Genomic DNA, 15604 nt, shown 5'->3' with positions numbered 1-15604 from the left:
AATTTATTCCTTAATCGAATAATCGGAAATTACATTTGCAATAAACACTTTTTCAAAAAGTGACTTCCCCTGTTTTTGGATACATTCATACTGGGCTACCTCTTTGGTATCAACCATTTTTGAGTAAACATAATACGAAAGTATATTGATATTATAGAAAAAGTTTGCGTCCAAAGAACCTGAATCGGTCAATTTCCTAATAAAAACATCTCTTTCTCCTGCATCTTGAAAATTACCAACCACAACATAATATCCTGGTTTTAAATCTTTTATACCCTCAACATTCTCAACTTTAATTGCTTTGACTTTAGCAGGTTGCTTAGCCAGTTCTTTTTTAATTTGATCCAAAGTAAGAGATTTAGACACTACTCCTGTTTTTGCTTTTGTTTGAGATTCGTGTGCTTTATTCTGGTAGCTCTTATTTTTTAATTTAGCCAAATTATCATCAAACAATCGAGCTTGCTTACTGTAAAAAGTTGCCTTACTGATGTGCAATTTCAATTCTGATTTACTTGCATTATTCAAGGAATCCAGTTTTGTTATCAACTTCAAGTTGTTCAAGTCTCTGGAGCGTTGTTCCATTTCCATGTTTTTCAAATCTACTGGAGTCAATTTCACAGTCTTCTCACCAACTTTCGCTTTACTGTTTTCCCTGATGCTTTTTTTGTATTCTTGATTTTCTTCTACAACAATTCGCTCTGCTTTGTCCATCAAACCAGAATACACTTTTCTGTTTTCCGCCAATTGCTTTTTAAGCTGTTGTGACAATTCATTCGTTTTTTGAATATTTTCATTGGAATTTTTTTGCAAACGGATAGATTCGTCAAGATCGACCAATTCCGTTTTTTTCAAATCGTTCAAATCTTTACTCATCGTATTCACCAGTGAATCCAATTTAACCAAGAGAATTTCCTGAATATTTTTATTAGCTTCCAAAACCAATTTAAGCTTTTCGGCCGAACCTTCTGTGGTGTTTTCAATCTCTTTTAGATTTACCAAAAGACCATTCACATTAATTACTTTTTGATTGATTTCTTCCTGCAAAACTAACTTTTGCTTTAGGCTATTGATTTCTTTGGTATTCGCTTTGGATTTTTCAACCACCACTTGTTTTTCTGCCAAAGCAAGCATCAACTCCTCATTTTCGTTGGTTGGCTTCACTTCTTTTACATTGATCGCCAATTTATTCCCTTCAGTCAATCCGTTTACAATTTCTGGATTTTGAGATTCCAATTGTTCTACTGTAATTCCAAATTGTTTGGCTATAGAATACTTAGTTTCTTTGGCTTTTACTACATAAAAAACAGTTTCGGCATTGATAACCCTAACCCTACCGTCAAGCGTTTTCTTTTTGTTTGGAATTTTAATCTCTTGACCCACCTGCAATCCGTCTTTTAAAATAGCAGAATTGGCTTTATCTAAATCTTCAACAGATACATTATAAAGTCTGGCAATACTAAATAATGATTCTTTAGGTTGAACTAAATGAGTATTTTTTGCTACACCAGTTTCTGTTTTCTGAATATTATCCTGTGGAATAACTAATTGCTGTCCTACTTGTAATCCATTAGCCAAAGCAACAGCATTTGCACTTTGAATAGCTTCAACTTTGACATTATATTTAGTCGCTAGCCCAAACAATGTTTCTTTTGGGACAACAGTATGAGTAATTGTATTTTTGGATAGAGGAAGTAATTCAGGAACATTCAGGATTTGATTTTCTGTGATTCCGTTTTGAGCTTCTGGATTTAATCTGTAAATTTCAGAAGGAGTAGTTTTGTAATTTTGAGCGATTTGGGAAATCGTTTCGCCTTTTAAAACTGCATGCTTAGTTGTTGATTGCTGTCCAAAAGAGACATTTGATACAAAAGCAACAAACAATAAAAATTTTGAAAATTCTTTCATAAATAAGTAGGTTTAAACAATTAAGTCGTTACAAATGTAACGACTTAATGTTAAAAAAATTACTATTCCCACTCAATTGTTGCAGGCGGTTTTGAACTAATATCGTAAACAACACGATTCACACCTTTAACTTTATTGATAATATCATTAGAAACTTTCATTAAGAATTCATACGGCAAATGTACCCAGTCTGCAGTCATTCCGTCAGTGGATTCAACTGCGCGAAGTGCTACCACTTTTTCGTAAGTACGCTCATCGCCCATTACTCCAACACTGTTCACAGGAAGTAAAATTGCTCCAGCCTGCCAAACTTTATCATACAATCCCCAAGATTTTAATCCGTCGATAAAAACTTTATCTACATCTTGTAAAATTTGAACTTTCTCCAAAGTAATGTCTCCCAAAATACGGATAGACAATCCAGGACCAGGAAAAGGATGTCTCCCTAATAATTCTGGATCAATTCCTAAAGTTGCTCCTACTCTACGTACTTCGTCTTTGAAAAGCATACGCAAAGGTTCAACAATCTTCAATTTCATATAATCTGGCAAACCGCCTACATTATGGTGTGATTTGATAGTTGCCGATGGCCCTTTTACAGAAACCGATTCGATTACATCAGGATATATAGTTCCTTGAGCTAACCAGGTAACATCTTCAATTTTATGTGACTCATCATCGAAAACTTCGATAAAGGCATTTCCGATTGCTTTTCTTTTTAATTCTGGATCAGTAACTCCTGCCAAAGCATCATAGAAACGTTGTGAAGCATCTACTCCTTTTACGTTCAATCCCATTCCTTCGTATTGATCTAAAACGCTTTGAAATTCATTTTTGCGAAGCAATCCGTTATTTACAAAAATACAATACAGGTTTTTACCAATCGCTTTATGCAATAAAACCGCAGCTACTGTTGAATCCACACCTCCTGAAAGACCTAAAACAACTTTGTCGTTTCCGATTTTCTCTTTCATTTCAGCTACGATTTCTTCAACGAAAGCGCCTGGTGTGAAATTCTGTGGTACATGAGCTATTTTTACAAGGAAATTTTCCAACATTTGTTTTCCATCCGTAGAGTGAAAAACTTCAGGATGATATTGAATAGCATAAGTGGTTTCTCCTTCAATTTTGTAAGCTGCATATTCTACATCGTGAGTGCTTGCTAATTTCACCCCATTAGTTGGCAAAGCTTTGATACTGTCACTGTGGCTCATCCAAACTTGGCTGTTTTCAGATACACCGTCGAAGAAAGTTTCACCGTCTTTGATATAAGATAAATTGGCTCTTCCGTATTCCCTTGTATTAGAAGCCGCTACTTCACCACCGCTAAAATGGGCTAGATATTGCGCTCCGTAACAAACGGCAAGCATTGGTAGTTTACCTCTAATTTGTGATAAATCTGGATGTGGTGCATCTTCTCCTCTAACAGAAAAAGGGCTTCCTCCAAGAATTACGGCTTTATAACTTGATAAATCACTCGGAAAATGATTGTAAGGAAAAATTTCGCAGAATATATTTAATTCGCGAACTCTACGCGCAATAAGCTGTGTATATTGCGATCCGAAATCTAAAATAAGTACGTTGTGTTGCATGCGCAAAAATACTTTATATATTCGGAATTGAAAAATGGTATTTTGAAAAATTTTTAATTTATTTTTATCGAATAACTTTTCTTTATTTTAGACAAAAGGGCTAAATAAACTCAATAAAAATCAACAAAAAACTAAGATTATCCAATTTATAACTATTTGTAAAAAACTAAAACCTCCTATTAATTAAAACCAAGTTTACAAGTTATGGCAAAAAAAATCTATTATTTCGGCATACTCGGGTTATTATTATTTGAAATTGCAAATATTTATTTTATTATGCCAATGCCTGGAAGTCAAGAAATAAACAGTATAGATTTGGCCTATTTTTTATATTCTTGGAGATGGATTTTTAGAATAGTTTTTATTCTGATGTTACTTTATGGCTTCAAAGCTGCTTTTCAAAAATCAAAAATTTTCTCCATTATATTTTTAGTTATCGCTATTGGAATAGCATATGTCACAAATTATGTCATGGCCGCAGACTCCATGTTCCACCAAACCAATAATCTAAAAATGAGCGATGCTTCAAAAAATAAAGTTGACACAAGCCGAATCATAATTGGTATATCATATAAAGGAGAATCCAGAGCATATCCGATACAGTTTTTAGGATACCATCATCAAATATCCGACACCATTGCTCAACATCCCATACTCGTAACGTATTGTACTGTCTGCAGGTCTGGGCGTGTTTTTGAACCAATAGTAAATGGACAAAAAGAGACTTTCAGACTCGTTGGAATGGATCATTTTAACGCTATGTTTGAAGACAAAACAACCAAAAGTTGGTGGAGACAAGCCACAGGAGAAGCCATTGCCGGAACATTAAAAGGGCAATCTTTACCCGAATTACAAAGCAGCCAAATGTCATTAAAAAAATGGATTGCCTTAAACCCAAAAAGTTTAATCCTGCAGGCTGATAAAAATTTTAAAACCGAATATGATAGCTTGAGTAATTATGAGTCTGGAAGAAGAAAAGGAAATCTAACCCGAAGAGACACTCTTTCATGGAAAGATAAATCATGGATCGTTGGGATCACCGTTGGCAATCAAAGTAAAGCTTATGATTGGAATGATTTTGTCAAGAAAAGAATAATTTATGATGTAATCAACAACAAACCTATTGTATTAGTTTTAGCCAATGAAAAAAAGAGTTTTATAGCATTAGAAAGAAATAATAAAGAACAAAAATTCACTCTTGAAGGAAATCAATTAAATGATGGACAAAACAGTTATACATTTCTTGGAAAATCGGCAAACCCTTTAATTAATGAACTTAAATCCATAAAAGCGTATCAAGAATACTGGCATAGCTGGAGAACTTTTCATCCATTGACACTGAAATAACATTTACACATAATGCCGTTCCTATAATAATTCAATGGCAAAACCGTTAAATGATGAGATTGCATATCTAGTTAGATTACATTTGCAAAAACTCCAAATCATAAATTTGCCTCAAAAAAAAATGAAAACAAAAAAAATTACAATTCTAGTTATTTTAGCCTTAATTATAGTTTCATGCAGTGAAGTTGATAAATTATTGACATTCAATATTTCCAATCAAACTACATTTACAGTGAATAGTGGATTGCCTTTTAACTCGCCTTTTGAAGCGGCTACGCCAGATGTTACTACCAATTCTACCTCAGAATTTAAGAACAACAACACAAATGTGGATTTAGTCAAAGATGTAAAACTGGAAGAATTAAAATTGACTATTACAAGTCCTGCCGATAAAACATTTAGCTTTCTAAAATCAGTTCATATGTACATTTCTACAAATGCCAATGACGAAATAGAATTGGCTTTTCAGGATAATATCAACTCAACAGCAAATACGCTCAATCTAACGTGCACTTCACAAAAACTAGACAAATACATTAAGGCTTCAAGTTACAAAATACGAACATCCGTAACTACAAAAGAAACCTTGACACAAGAGACAACTATAAAAGCAGATATGAAATTTAAAGTTACTGCAGATCCTTTCTAATCTTTTCTCTAAAAAAGTTTCAGGCTACTCTTTGACAATAATAATTGTCGCTTTAAAACCTGTTCCAAGATTCCATTCACTAGCCGAAACTAGATTTTTTTTATCATCATAAACTCTGAATTCGGCTGTGTTGGGACCAGAATCCCCTTGATTTAACGCTTCAAAATCTATTTTATTGAATCCTTTTTGCAAAGCAATTTCAAAACCTTTAAAATTGCTATCCAAATAGACCTGAGTTTGAATAATCTCTCCGTTCAAATACACCCTGATTAAATCACCATCTACATATTGAGCATCCCTATACATCACTTTTGCAGACTCTGAAGTAGTATTATAAGTACCCAAATTCTGATTACGACGGTAAGCAATTCCTTGCTGACGATCTGTCTTTTTATTCAACCTATCCCTTACTTCATCTCCAGGATTAATGAACTCATTCTTTGGAATCATCGAAATCTCACTCTTAACTTTTAATTTATAGTCAGAAACAGGATTAGGCGGCGACTGTACATTTGGGCTTTTATAAATATTGGGAGGAATGATCACAGAAGAGTCTATCGGAGGTGGAGGTGTAGCCTTCTTCTCTTTTGGTTTTATATTCGTGGGCGGAATAGCCTTAAACTTTGTGCCAGACTCAAATTGAGCATACGTACAAGTTGTAAAACCTATCAGAAAAACAAACAAACAAAATTGCTTCATAGTATTAAAAAAGTAGGTTTTCTATCTAAAAACATTTTCCCAAAAATAAAAAAACAGCGGTTATAAAATCACAAAACTAACTTAATTTATTTCCCTTTACTTGTTAAGATATTCAAAAAATTTAAAGCAAAATTATCGCTATCCCCAAAAATCGTAAAACATCCTGTCGATTTTGTTATAAAAAACTGAATTACCTATTTAGTAAACAGATAGTACAAAAGTCGCCTTTTATTTAATTCTAATTTTTATAAATTGCGGGATCTAAAAAGCTACAAACTTTACTTGCTTTAACAGCAAATTACAAAACTAAAAAACTAAATAATGAAAAGAGAAAACATTTTAACCGGATCTCCTTGGGAGGACAAAATGGGATATTGTCGCGCTGTTCGCATTGGAAATATTATTGAAGTATCTGGAACTGTTGCAATAGTTGACGGCGAAAAAGTAAAAGCTGATGATGCTTACGCACAAACATTAAATATTCTGGAAAGAGTAGAAAAAGTATTGGAAGACCTTAATGTAGGAATGAAAGACGTGATTCGTACCCGAATTTTCACTACTGATGTTTCTACATTTGAAGCTGTTGCAAAAGCACATGCAACTTTTTTCAAAGACATAAAACCTACTACCGGTTTTTATGGTATCAACCAATTGGTCGCTCCAGAATACTTGGTCGAAATCGAATTTACAGCAATTGCATCATAATATTTCTAGAAATAATTATGAATTGTAATACTTTAGCATAAAATTTATTCCAGAAAAAGTACTACAATCAATGAATTTTGAAAAAATAAAACAAATAATGCTTATCACGATCAAATGGCTTCTCATTTGTTGTTTGATAGGCATTTTTTCTGGATCTGCATCTGCGTTATTTTTAGTTTCATTAGAGTTTGTAACCCAAGTCAGAATTCAAAATACTTGGATTATTTGGCTCTTGCCTTTTGGAGGATTATTTATTGGATATCTTTACTTTATATCAGATTCCAAAATCGCAAAAGGAAATAATCTCCTGTTGGAAGAATACAACAAACCCGAAAAAAAGATTCCTTTCCTGATGGCTCCTTTGGTTCTATTGAGCACATTAATAACACACCTTTTTGGAGGATCGGCAGGCAGAGAAGGAACCGCTGTGCAAATGGGTGGTGCCATTGCCGATGTATGTTCCTCTATTTTTAGACTAAATCATTCGGAAAGAAGAACCTTGATTATTCTGGGAATCAGTGCTGGTTTTGCTTCGGTTTTTGGAACACCGCTTGCAGGAGCATTATTCGCTTTGGAAATTATTTTTTTTAGCAGAATTAATTTTAGAAGTATTGTCCTTTCTTTTTTGGTTGCTTACATTGCTTATTTCACAGTGGAATTCTGGGAAATACAACACACTCATTATAGTATTCCAGAAATTCCAGAAATGAATTTTACTGCATTATTCTGGGTACTTATCGTCAGTATTTTGTCTGGACTGGCAGCCTTGCTTTTTTCCAGAAGTACTCATTTATGGGGAAAATTATTTTCCAAGACCATAAAACATCCACCGCTAAGACCTTTTATTGGCGGAATAATACTAGCCATAACTATTTACTTTATTGGCACCACAAAATACATTGGATTGGGAGTTCCTATGATTGTTGATGCTTTTTCAATTCAGAATGCACCTTATGATTTTCTTTTAAAAATTCTTTTTACAGGTTTTACACTTGGAGCAGGATTTAAAGGAGGCGAAGTGACTCCTCTCTTTTTTGTTGGAGCTACACTGGGAAGTGCCTTATCTGTTGTTGTTCCTTTGCCAATAGCTTTATTGGCCGGAATGGGATTTGTTGCAGTTTTTTCGGGTGCAACCCATACTCCTATTGCTTGTACAGTTATGGGAATGGAACTTTTTGGTATGGAAAGCGGTGTTTACATTGGCATTGCCTGTATTATTGCATATTTTTTTTCAGGCTCTATCGGGATTTACAAATCGCAAATTGTGAAAGGCCCTAAATCCATTTTGTACCAAAGCATTAGAAAAAAAGGATTAAAATACCTGTAGTCCAGATTTCGTTATAATTTCCTAAAAGCTTTTAACTTTTAGTTTAAAAAATGTAATTTCGCAAACTATGAATACACAAGACATACAAGCGATACAGTTGTTATTATCAACTCCCAAAAAAATTGCCATAATTCCACATAGAGGTCCAGACGGAGACGCCATGGGCTCTACATTAGCGTTATATCATTTTTTATTAAAAAACAATCACTATCCGACAGTGATTTCCCCCAATGACTTTCCTGATTTTCTAGCTTGGATGCCAGGCTCTGAAACGGTTAAAATATACGAAAAAGACAAAGAAGGTTGCACCAAAATCCTTGAAGAGTCTGAACTCATTTTTACTTTGGATTTTAATGCACTACATAGAGTGGGCGAAATGGAACAAGTTTTAGAAAAACTTACTGCGCCGTTTATCATGATAGACCATCATCAAAGACCGGATGATTATGCTACTTATACTTATTCGGATGTTGCTTATGGTTCTACTTGCGAAATGATTTATAACTTCATTTCTTTTTTGGATAAAAAACAAGATTTAGATAAAACGATTGCAACCTGTATCTACACTGGAATATTGACAGATTCCGGTTCATTCCGATTTCCAAAAACTACCGGAACAACCCATCGAATTATTGCTGAATTAATCGATCTTGGCGTTGAGAATACTTTGATTCCTACCTTATTATTTGACAATAGTTCTTATAATCGTTTGCAATTACTCGGTAGAGCATTGCAAAACATGAAAGTAATGATGGATCATAAAACATCCTACACTTCATTGACGCAAGAGGAATTAAACAGTTTTGATTATGTAAAAGGCGACACAGAAGGAATTGTTAATTATGGCTTAAGCATAAAAGGAATAGTTTTTACCGCTATTTTTATCGAAAACAAGGAAGAGGGAATCATTAAAATATCTTTCCGTTCACAAGGTAGTTTTGATGTAAATCAATTTGCCAGAGATTATTTTCAAGGCGGAGGACACAGTAATGCTGCTGGAGGAAAATCAGAAGTTTCAATGGAAGAAACACTACACAAATTTGAGAGTTTAGTACAAAATTTAAACATATAATAGCCCATGAACTATTTTAAAATATTATTAACAACTGTTTTTGCCACTTTTTTATTAACGGGTTGCAAACAGCATCAAGAAGCTAGAAAACCAATTTCACAATCTTCTGGAAGCTTCATGAAGCAATCAATAGCTCGAAACAAGAAAATGATTGCTGGCGAAGAAGACCAAATTGAAGCAATAATCAAGAGCGATCCAAGTAAAAAATACATTGCCTCCAAAAAAGGGTATTGGTATTATTATGAAACCAGAAACCTTGCCGACAGTCTTACTCCACAAAAAGGAGATGTTGCTTTTTTTGACTATGAAATACAAGATTTGAAAGGAAACATCATTTATTCCCAAGAAGAATTAGAGCCTCAAATTTATAAAGTGGATAAGCAAGAAATCATGATGGGATTGAGAGACGGAATAAAACTAATGCGTAAAACCGAAAAAGTACACTTCCTTTTCACCTCACACATGGGATATGGATATCATGGAGACAATAATAAAATAGGCACCAACCAGCCATTGTTTTGTACAGTAACACTTCGTAATTTCATGTCAGAAGCAGCATATAACAAACAAGTTCAAGCAGGAACTTCTGTAAAAAACAATACACCTATACAAGCCAAATCAACTATAAAAGACACGTTAACAAATTAAAAAAAAGAAGAATGAAAAAAAATGTTTTATTTATATTACTACTCATTACAACTTTAATTTCCTGTAACAAAGAACATAACAATTTACCTGATGGTTTATATGCTGAAATAGAAACCAACAAAGGAAATATCCTATTAGAATTAGATTATAAAAAAGCGCCCGTAACAGTTGCTAACTTCATTACATTAGCTGAAGGTGAAAATGAATTTGTTGTCAATGATACTTTGATAGGAAAATCATTCTACAGCGGATTAAAATTTCATAGAGTCATCAAAGATTTCATGATACAAACAGGAGATCCATTAGGAACAGGATCTGGAGATACAGGCTATAAATTCAAAGATGAGTTTAGCGATTTAAAATTTGACAAAGGTGGAATTTTGGCAATGGCCAATAATGGACCTGGAACAAATAGCAGTCAATTCTTCATCACCCATTTGGAGACTCCTTGGCTAGACGGTAAACACACTATTTTTGGACATGTAGTAGATTATAACCTTGAAGTCGTAAATAAAATCGAGCAAGATGATTTTATAAAAAGCGTAACAATCATCAGAAATGGTCAAGACGCAAAGAAGTTTGACGCAAAGAAAACTTTTCATGATTATTTCAAAATAGAATCCGAAATTCAAAAACAAAAAGTTGCTGCTGATGCTGCTGCCAAAAAAGAATATGAAGCCAAATACAAAGCTGTTTGCGATGAAAAAGTAGCTTCGTTTGTAGCGTTAAAAGGAAAATCTACCAAAACGGCAACTGGACTTCAGTATGTAATTACTAAAAAAAGCGGCGGTAAAAAGCCATCCATAGGCTCTACTGTGTACATTCATTATGCAGGTTTTTTAGGAAATGGTACTTTATTTGACACAAGTATTGAAGACATATCCAAAACTTTTGGAAAATTTGACCCTGCAAGAGCAGCCGCCAATCAATACACACCAATTCCATTTCAAGCAGGAAAAAAAGACGGTTTGATACCTGGCTTTATTGAAGGTATAGAAAAAATGTCCATTGGTGACAAAGCGGTTCTTTTTATCCCATCTCATCTTGCTTATGGAGAAGCTGGAGCAGGTGATGTTATTCCACCAAATACCGATATTATTTTTGAGATCGAATTAATGAAAAAAATGCCTAATTAATTTAAAAAAGACACCAAATCACTAAGAATCTAAGCTTCTAAGTTTTTATTTTGAAGTCATAATATTTTATAATAAAACAAAAATATTTTAAAAAATGAAATCTAAAATCACATTATTACTCTTTTTAGGGTTATTCAATTTACACGCACAAACTACCAAAAAACCGGTTACTGCAAAAAAAACAGTTACCACAAAAAAAACGACAACAACAGCAGTAAAAACCCCAATCCCTACAGAAGGTATTTATGCAACTATTGCAACCAATAAAGGAAATATTACTGTTCAATTATTTTATAAAAAAACACCTATCACTGTAGCCAACTTTATCAGCTTAGCCGAAGGAAAAAATTCATTTGTAAAAGTTGAAAAGCTAAAAGGAAAACCTTTTTTTGACGGCCTTAAATTTCACAGAGTAATCAAAGATTTCATGATCCAAGGTGGTGATCCAGACGGAAATGGTTCTGGTGGTCCTGGTTATGCTTTCAAAGATGAAATTACCGATTCAAAATTTGATAAAGCAGGAATTCTCGCCATGGCAAATTCTGGTCCCGCTACCAATGGAAGTCAATTTTTCATCACTCACAAAGACACACCTTGGCTAAACGGAAAACACACTATCTATGGTCAAGTAACTCAAGGAATGTCAGTAGTTAATGCTATAGCTCAAGATGATGTAATCACAAAAATCACTATTTCTAGAAAAGGTGAAGCTGCCAAAAAATTTGATGCTGCAAAAGTATTCTCAGATTATTATTCAAATAAAGCGGTAGAAGAAAAATTAAAAGTTGAGAAAGAAGAAAGCGAAAGAGCAGCAGCAAATGCAATTGCTTTGAAAGAATTTGCTAACGGACAAACAACTGCAAGTGGTCTAAAATACATTGTTTTAAAAGAAGGCACTGGTGCAACTCCAACATTAACGAGTAATGTTAAAGTACACTATACAGGAACTTTTAATGATGGAAAAATATTTGACAGTAGTGTTGAACGTGGAGAGCCAATTGATTTCAATTTAAATCAGGTAATTAAAGGCTGGACAGAAGGACTTCAATTAATGAAAGAAGGTGCCAAATATAAATTTTACATACCTTATACTTTAGCTTATGGAGAACGAGGATATCCAGGTGCTATTCCTCCAAAAAGTGATTTGATTTTTGAAGTAGAATTAATAAAAATAAATCAGTAATATAGCTTTGTAGGTTCAGCACAGAATATTTTAGGATTAAGTTTATGAACATAAATGCGAATTGAAATTTTAGCCCCAAATTTTGCGAATAAACTCGTAGAATTTGGGGCTAACTTTTACATCACAAAAAGAAACCAAAATGAAAGGCACCGAATTAATTAAAACCAAAAAACACTATGAAATACTTGATGGACTTAGAGGTGTTGCTGCAATATCGGTAGTGATTTTTCACTTTTTGGAAATGGTCTACACTGATTACAGTAAAAATATTTTTGCTCATAGTTATCTAGCAGTGGATTTTTTCTTTTGCCTGTCTGGTTTTGTGATTGCATACGCTTATGATGACCGAATAGAAAAAATTGGAGTTGGCGAATTTTTAAAATCTCGTCTTATTCGATTGCATCCTCTGGTTATCATTGGATCAATTTTGGGTTTAATTGGTTATTTCCTTTTTCCTTATGGTGATATTGCAAACAGAAGTATTCCTGAACTACTGCTTATTTTTGTTTGTTCTCTGTTGTTGATTCCGCTTCCAATAATGAAAGAGCGTTATGGCAATAATTTTGGCCTGAATGCGCCCGCTTGGTCTTTGTTTTGGGAATATATTATCAACATCGTTTATGTTTTAATCTTATGGCGTTTACCTCGTCGTGTTTTATTACTTCTGACTTTTTTGGCTGCAATTGTCTTGGCCTATGCTTCGTACAATACAAGAGGTCTTGTTGGCGGCTGGGGTGGTGATACATTTTGGGATGGTTGTGCACGTGTTTCTTATTCCTTTCTGGCAGGAATGCTAGTATACCGTTTCAAATGGATAATCCGCACAAAGTTAGGTTTCTTGGGACTTACAATACTTTTAATCCCAGCATTCACATATCCTTTTAATTCTGAATGGAACTTTTTGACAGAGCCAATTATTGTCCTGTTCTATTTCCCTCTTCTGGTTGCCTTAGGTGCTGGAGCAACAACTTCTTCAAAGACAAAAAAAATCTGCACTTTTTCTGGAAACATTTCCTACCCATTATACATGTCGCACTTTTTTGCAATATGGATTTTTGGAACGTATCAAAATATCTACAAATTTAGTGGATTTTCACTCTTTGCGGTCGTGTCTTTGTGTACGCTTATTATGATAAGCATTGCCTATTTGACGATGACTTATATAGACGCCCCAATACGCAATTATTTGGCTCAAAAAAGAAATTCAAGTTAGAATAAAAAACTTAAACAATTTATTTGTGTTGCTTGTAAAAAATATAGACATCTCTACTTTCCAGAATAAATTACCCCAAGGAATAGTCATCTGGGTATCAATCGGAAAAAAGTTTTCTCTACTCATAAAAAACATTAGAACTTCAAAATTTCCTCTTTATTCATAAGATAAAGCCTTATAGAATTTAACCGTTTAAAAGAATTACAAAAAAATTGACTTATAGTCAGATGGGCACAATTTGACAAAATGATGATAAAAATCTATTCTTTAGGAAATTTAATGGTCATTAACTGCTTTTACAATTTTACAAACTTTTTCATACTATCAAATTTGCATCAAAAAAGAATGTCCTTGAACTTCATTTATTTTTAAATTAAACAAATTACAGTATCTTTAGATACTTAATAAGGCAAATTAAAATTTTATATTTGCAGCACATTTAAAACAAATACCATTATGATCGTTTGGATATTATTTCTTACACTGATATTTTTATTTCTTGCCCTTGATTTAGGAGTTTTCAACAAAAACCCACATATTATAAGCACCAAAGAAGCCAGTAAATGGACTGCCATTTGGTTCAGCTTGTCAATGCTTTTTTCTGGAGTGGTTTATTGGTTATACTCAACCGATTATGTATTAAATCCTGACCAATTGAAACCTTCTGTTGCTGCAATGAAATTCATAACAGGCTACCTGATTGAATTATCATTAAGTATTGACAATATATTTGTAATCGCTTTGATTTTCGCTTCTTTCAAAATACCCAAAAAATACCAACACCGAGTTTTATTTTGGGGTATATTGGGTGCTATTGTTTTTAGAGGAATAATGATTTACTTCGGCGTTTTGTTAATTCATAAATTCTCTTGGACAACATATGTTTTTGGCGCATTCCTTTTATTTACAGCTATCAAAATGTTATTTGCTTCAAAAGATGAAGAAGAATTTAATCCTAAAAAATCCATAATCTATAAAATTTTAGGCAAAATAATCCCTATTTCTACACATATTGATAAAGATCATTTTTTCATAAAAACTGAAAAAGGCAATGCAGCCACCCCTTTATTTGTGGCGTTAATAGTCATTGAAGTAATGGATGTCGTTTTTGCTGTTGATAGCGTTCCTGCCATTTTAGCCATTACAGCCGATCCTTTTTTAGTATTTAGCTCCAATATTTTTGCCATATTGGGTTTACGTTCCCTTTACTTTTTCCTTGCCAATATGCTGGAAAAATTCAGTCATCTGGAATACAGTCTTATCGCAATTTTGAGTTTTGTGGGACTAAAAATGTTATTGCATGATTATATCGAAATTCCGGAATGGGCATCCTTGGGCTTTATCGCCTTGGCACTAATTATCGGAGTGATTGTTTCCTTACAGATAAGCAAAAAAGAAAGCAATAAAAAAGACAACAATAAACATTAATCTGTCTTTAATACATTAAACTTAAGTCAAGACACAAAAAAAGGAAATCGTGAGATTTCCTTTTTTTATTGTTTTAAAATTAAATTATAATTTGATTTCTTGTATTTGATTTTCTTTGATATTTAACTTACTTACAACCTCAAAATAATTGGCTTTATTAACTGTAGCAGCAAAATCAGCAGGAACTACAACAATTCTAAATATCTGATTCAGACGAACAACATCTGGGACAGTTATAAGATCATTCCCGTTCAAATAAATATCAACATATGTATAAGTAAAATTATAATTAAATGAATAGTCTCTTGTTCCATCTGCAAAATAATAAGTTTCAGGTAAAAACTCCCAAATAGCTTTTCCAGAATCAACTCCAGCCAGCCTATATACTAAAACTACATCTGAGTCATAAATTCTAGTTGGAAAATTAAATCTAACCATGAAATTATTGGAAGTAGTAAAATTATAATAATTAGGAGCCTGATTCTCATAAACTATACCAAGCAATCCATCTGCCCCATCTTGTCCAGGAATTCCTGGAGGCCCTTCTGGTCCAGTACATCCCTGAAAACCAAACATCCCTATAACTGCCAAAAGTGTAATTATTTTTTTCATTTTATTATGTTTTAAAAGTTCTATAAAGGTATTTCAAAAATCAAGCCAAAAAAAATTATTTTTTATAATATTATTAAAAAATATTTAA

The 15604-nt window shown here is 33.3% G+C and carries 14 protein-coding genes; 10 read left to right on the top strand and 4 right to left on the bottom strand.

What is annotated here, in order from left to right; all coding sequences use genetic code 11:
• Positions 1–3: 3 nt before the first annotated feature.
• Both B0E44_RS08285 and guaA read right to left on the bottom strand, forming a co-directional pair.
• Positions 4–1905 (bottom strand): LysM peptidoglycan-binding domain-containing protein, encoded by a 1902-nt coding sequence (locus B0E44_RS08285; protein ID WP_077372874.1) that lies wholly within the window; start codon positions 1903–1905, stop codon positions 4–6.
• A 62-nt stretch (positions 1906–1967) separates the two neighbouring features.
• The gene (gene guaA, locus B0E44_RS08280) at positions 1968–3497 is read right to left on the bottom strand and encodes a glutamine-hydrolyzing GMP synthase (RefSeq protein WP_077372871.1); all 1530 of its coding nucleotides are present in this window, start codon (positions 3495–3497) and stop codon (positions 1968–1970) included.
• 204 nt (positions 3498–3701) lie between these two features.
• On the opposite strand from guaA, the gene B0E44_RS08275 reads away from it, so the two are divergent.
• The gene (locus tag B0E44_RS08275; protein ID WP_077372868.1) at positions 3702–4844 is read left to right on the top strand and encodes a DUF3179 domain-containing (seleno)protein; all 1143 of its coding nucleotides are present in this window, start codon (positions 3702–3704) and stop codon (positions 4842–4844) included.
• A 121-nt stretch (positions 4845–4965) separates the two neighbouring features.
• Entirely contained in the window at positions 4966–5493 is a 528-nt protein-coding gene (locus B0E44_RS08270; protein WP_077372924.1) for a hypothetical protein, read from the top strand.
• Positions 5494–5517: 24 nt separating this feature from the next.
• Here the strand turns inward: B0E44_RS08270 and B0E44_RS08265 are convergent, their stop codons facing one another.
• Entirely contained in the window at positions 5518–6192 is a 675-nt protein-coding gene (locus B0E44_RS08265; RefSeq protein WP_077372864.1) for a hypothetical protein, read from the bottom strand.
• Positions 6193–6513: 321 nt separating this feature from the next.
• On the opposite strand from B0E44_RS08265, the gene B0E44_RS08260 reads away from it, so the two are divergent.
• The 8 genes from B0E44_RS08260 (at position 6514) to B0E44_RS08225 (ending at position 14904) form a co-directional block, all read left to right on the top strand.
• Positions 6514–6897: a RidA family protein gene (locus tag B0E44_RS08260; RefSeq protein WP_077372861.1), complete on the top strand. Its 384-nt coding sequence runs from the start codon at positions 6514–6516 to the stop codon at positions 6895–6897.
• 70 nt (positions 6898–6967) lie between these two features.
• Complete coding sequence (locus B0E44_RS08255) at positions 6968–8224, top strand: voltage-gated chloride channel family protein (protein WP_077372858.1); 1257 nt, start codon at positions 6968–6970, stop codon at positions 8222–8224.
• 67 nt (positions 8225–8291) lie between these two features.
• Complete coding sequence (locus B0E44_RS08250; protein WP_077372855.1) at positions 8292–9296, top strand: bifunctional oligoribonuclease/PAP phosphatase NrnA; 1005 nt, start codon at positions 8292–8294, stop codon at positions 9294–9296.
• A 6-nt stretch (positions 9297–9302) separates the two neighbouring features.
• Positions 9303–9944: a gliding motility-associated peptidyl-prolyl isomerase GldI gene (gene gldI, locus B0E44_RS08245; RefSeq protein ID WP_077372852.1), complete on the top strand. Its 642-nt coding sequence runs from the start codon at positions 9303–9305 to the stop codon at positions 9942–9944.
• An 11-nt stretch (positions 9945–9955) separates the two neighbouring features.
• Positions 9956–11080: a peptidylprolyl isomerase gene (locus B0E44_RS08240; RefSeq protein ID WP_077372849.1), complete on the top strand. Its 1125-nt coding sequence runs from the start codon at positions 9956–9958 to the stop codon at positions 11078–11080.
• Between the two features lie 94 nt (positions 11081–11174).
• A complete protein-coding gene (locus B0E44_RS08235; protein ID WP_077372846.1) occupies positions 11175–12263 on the top strand; it encodes a peptidylprolyl isomerase in 1089 nt (362 codons plus the stop codon).
• A 139-nt stretch (positions 12264–12402) separates the two neighbouring features.
• On the top strand, positions 12403–13476 hold the full coding sequence (locus B0E44_RS08230; RefSeq protein WP_077372921.1) for an acyltransferase: 1074 nt from the start codon (positions 12403–12405) through the stop codon (positions 13474–13476).
• 456 nt (positions 13477–13932) lie between these two features.
• On the top strand, positions 13933–14904 hold the full coding sequence (locus B0E44_RS08225; RefSeq protein ID WP_077372843.1) for a TerC family protein: 972 nt from the start codon (positions 13933–13935) through the stop codon (positions 14902–14904).
• Between the two features lie 84 nt (positions 14905–14988).
• On the opposite strand, the gene B0E44_RS08220 is transcribed toward B0E44_RS08225, so the two are convergent.
• The gene (locus tag B0E44_RS08220; RefSeq protein WP_077372840.1) at positions 14989–15516 is read right to left on the bottom strand and encodes a hypothetical protein; all 528 of its coding nucleotides are present in this window, start codon (positions 15514–15516) and stop codon (positions 14989–14991) included.
• Positions 15517–15604: the final 88 nt, after the last annotated feature.

Origin of the sequence: Flavobacterium sp. A45 (assembly GCF_002001005.1) — a bacterium.
In the GTDB taxonomy this organism is placed as follows: Bacteria; Bacteroidota; Bacteroidia; order Flavobacteriales; family Flavobacteriaceae; genus Flavobacterium.
This window is presented reverse-complemented; position numbering and strand designations above follow the sequence as displayed.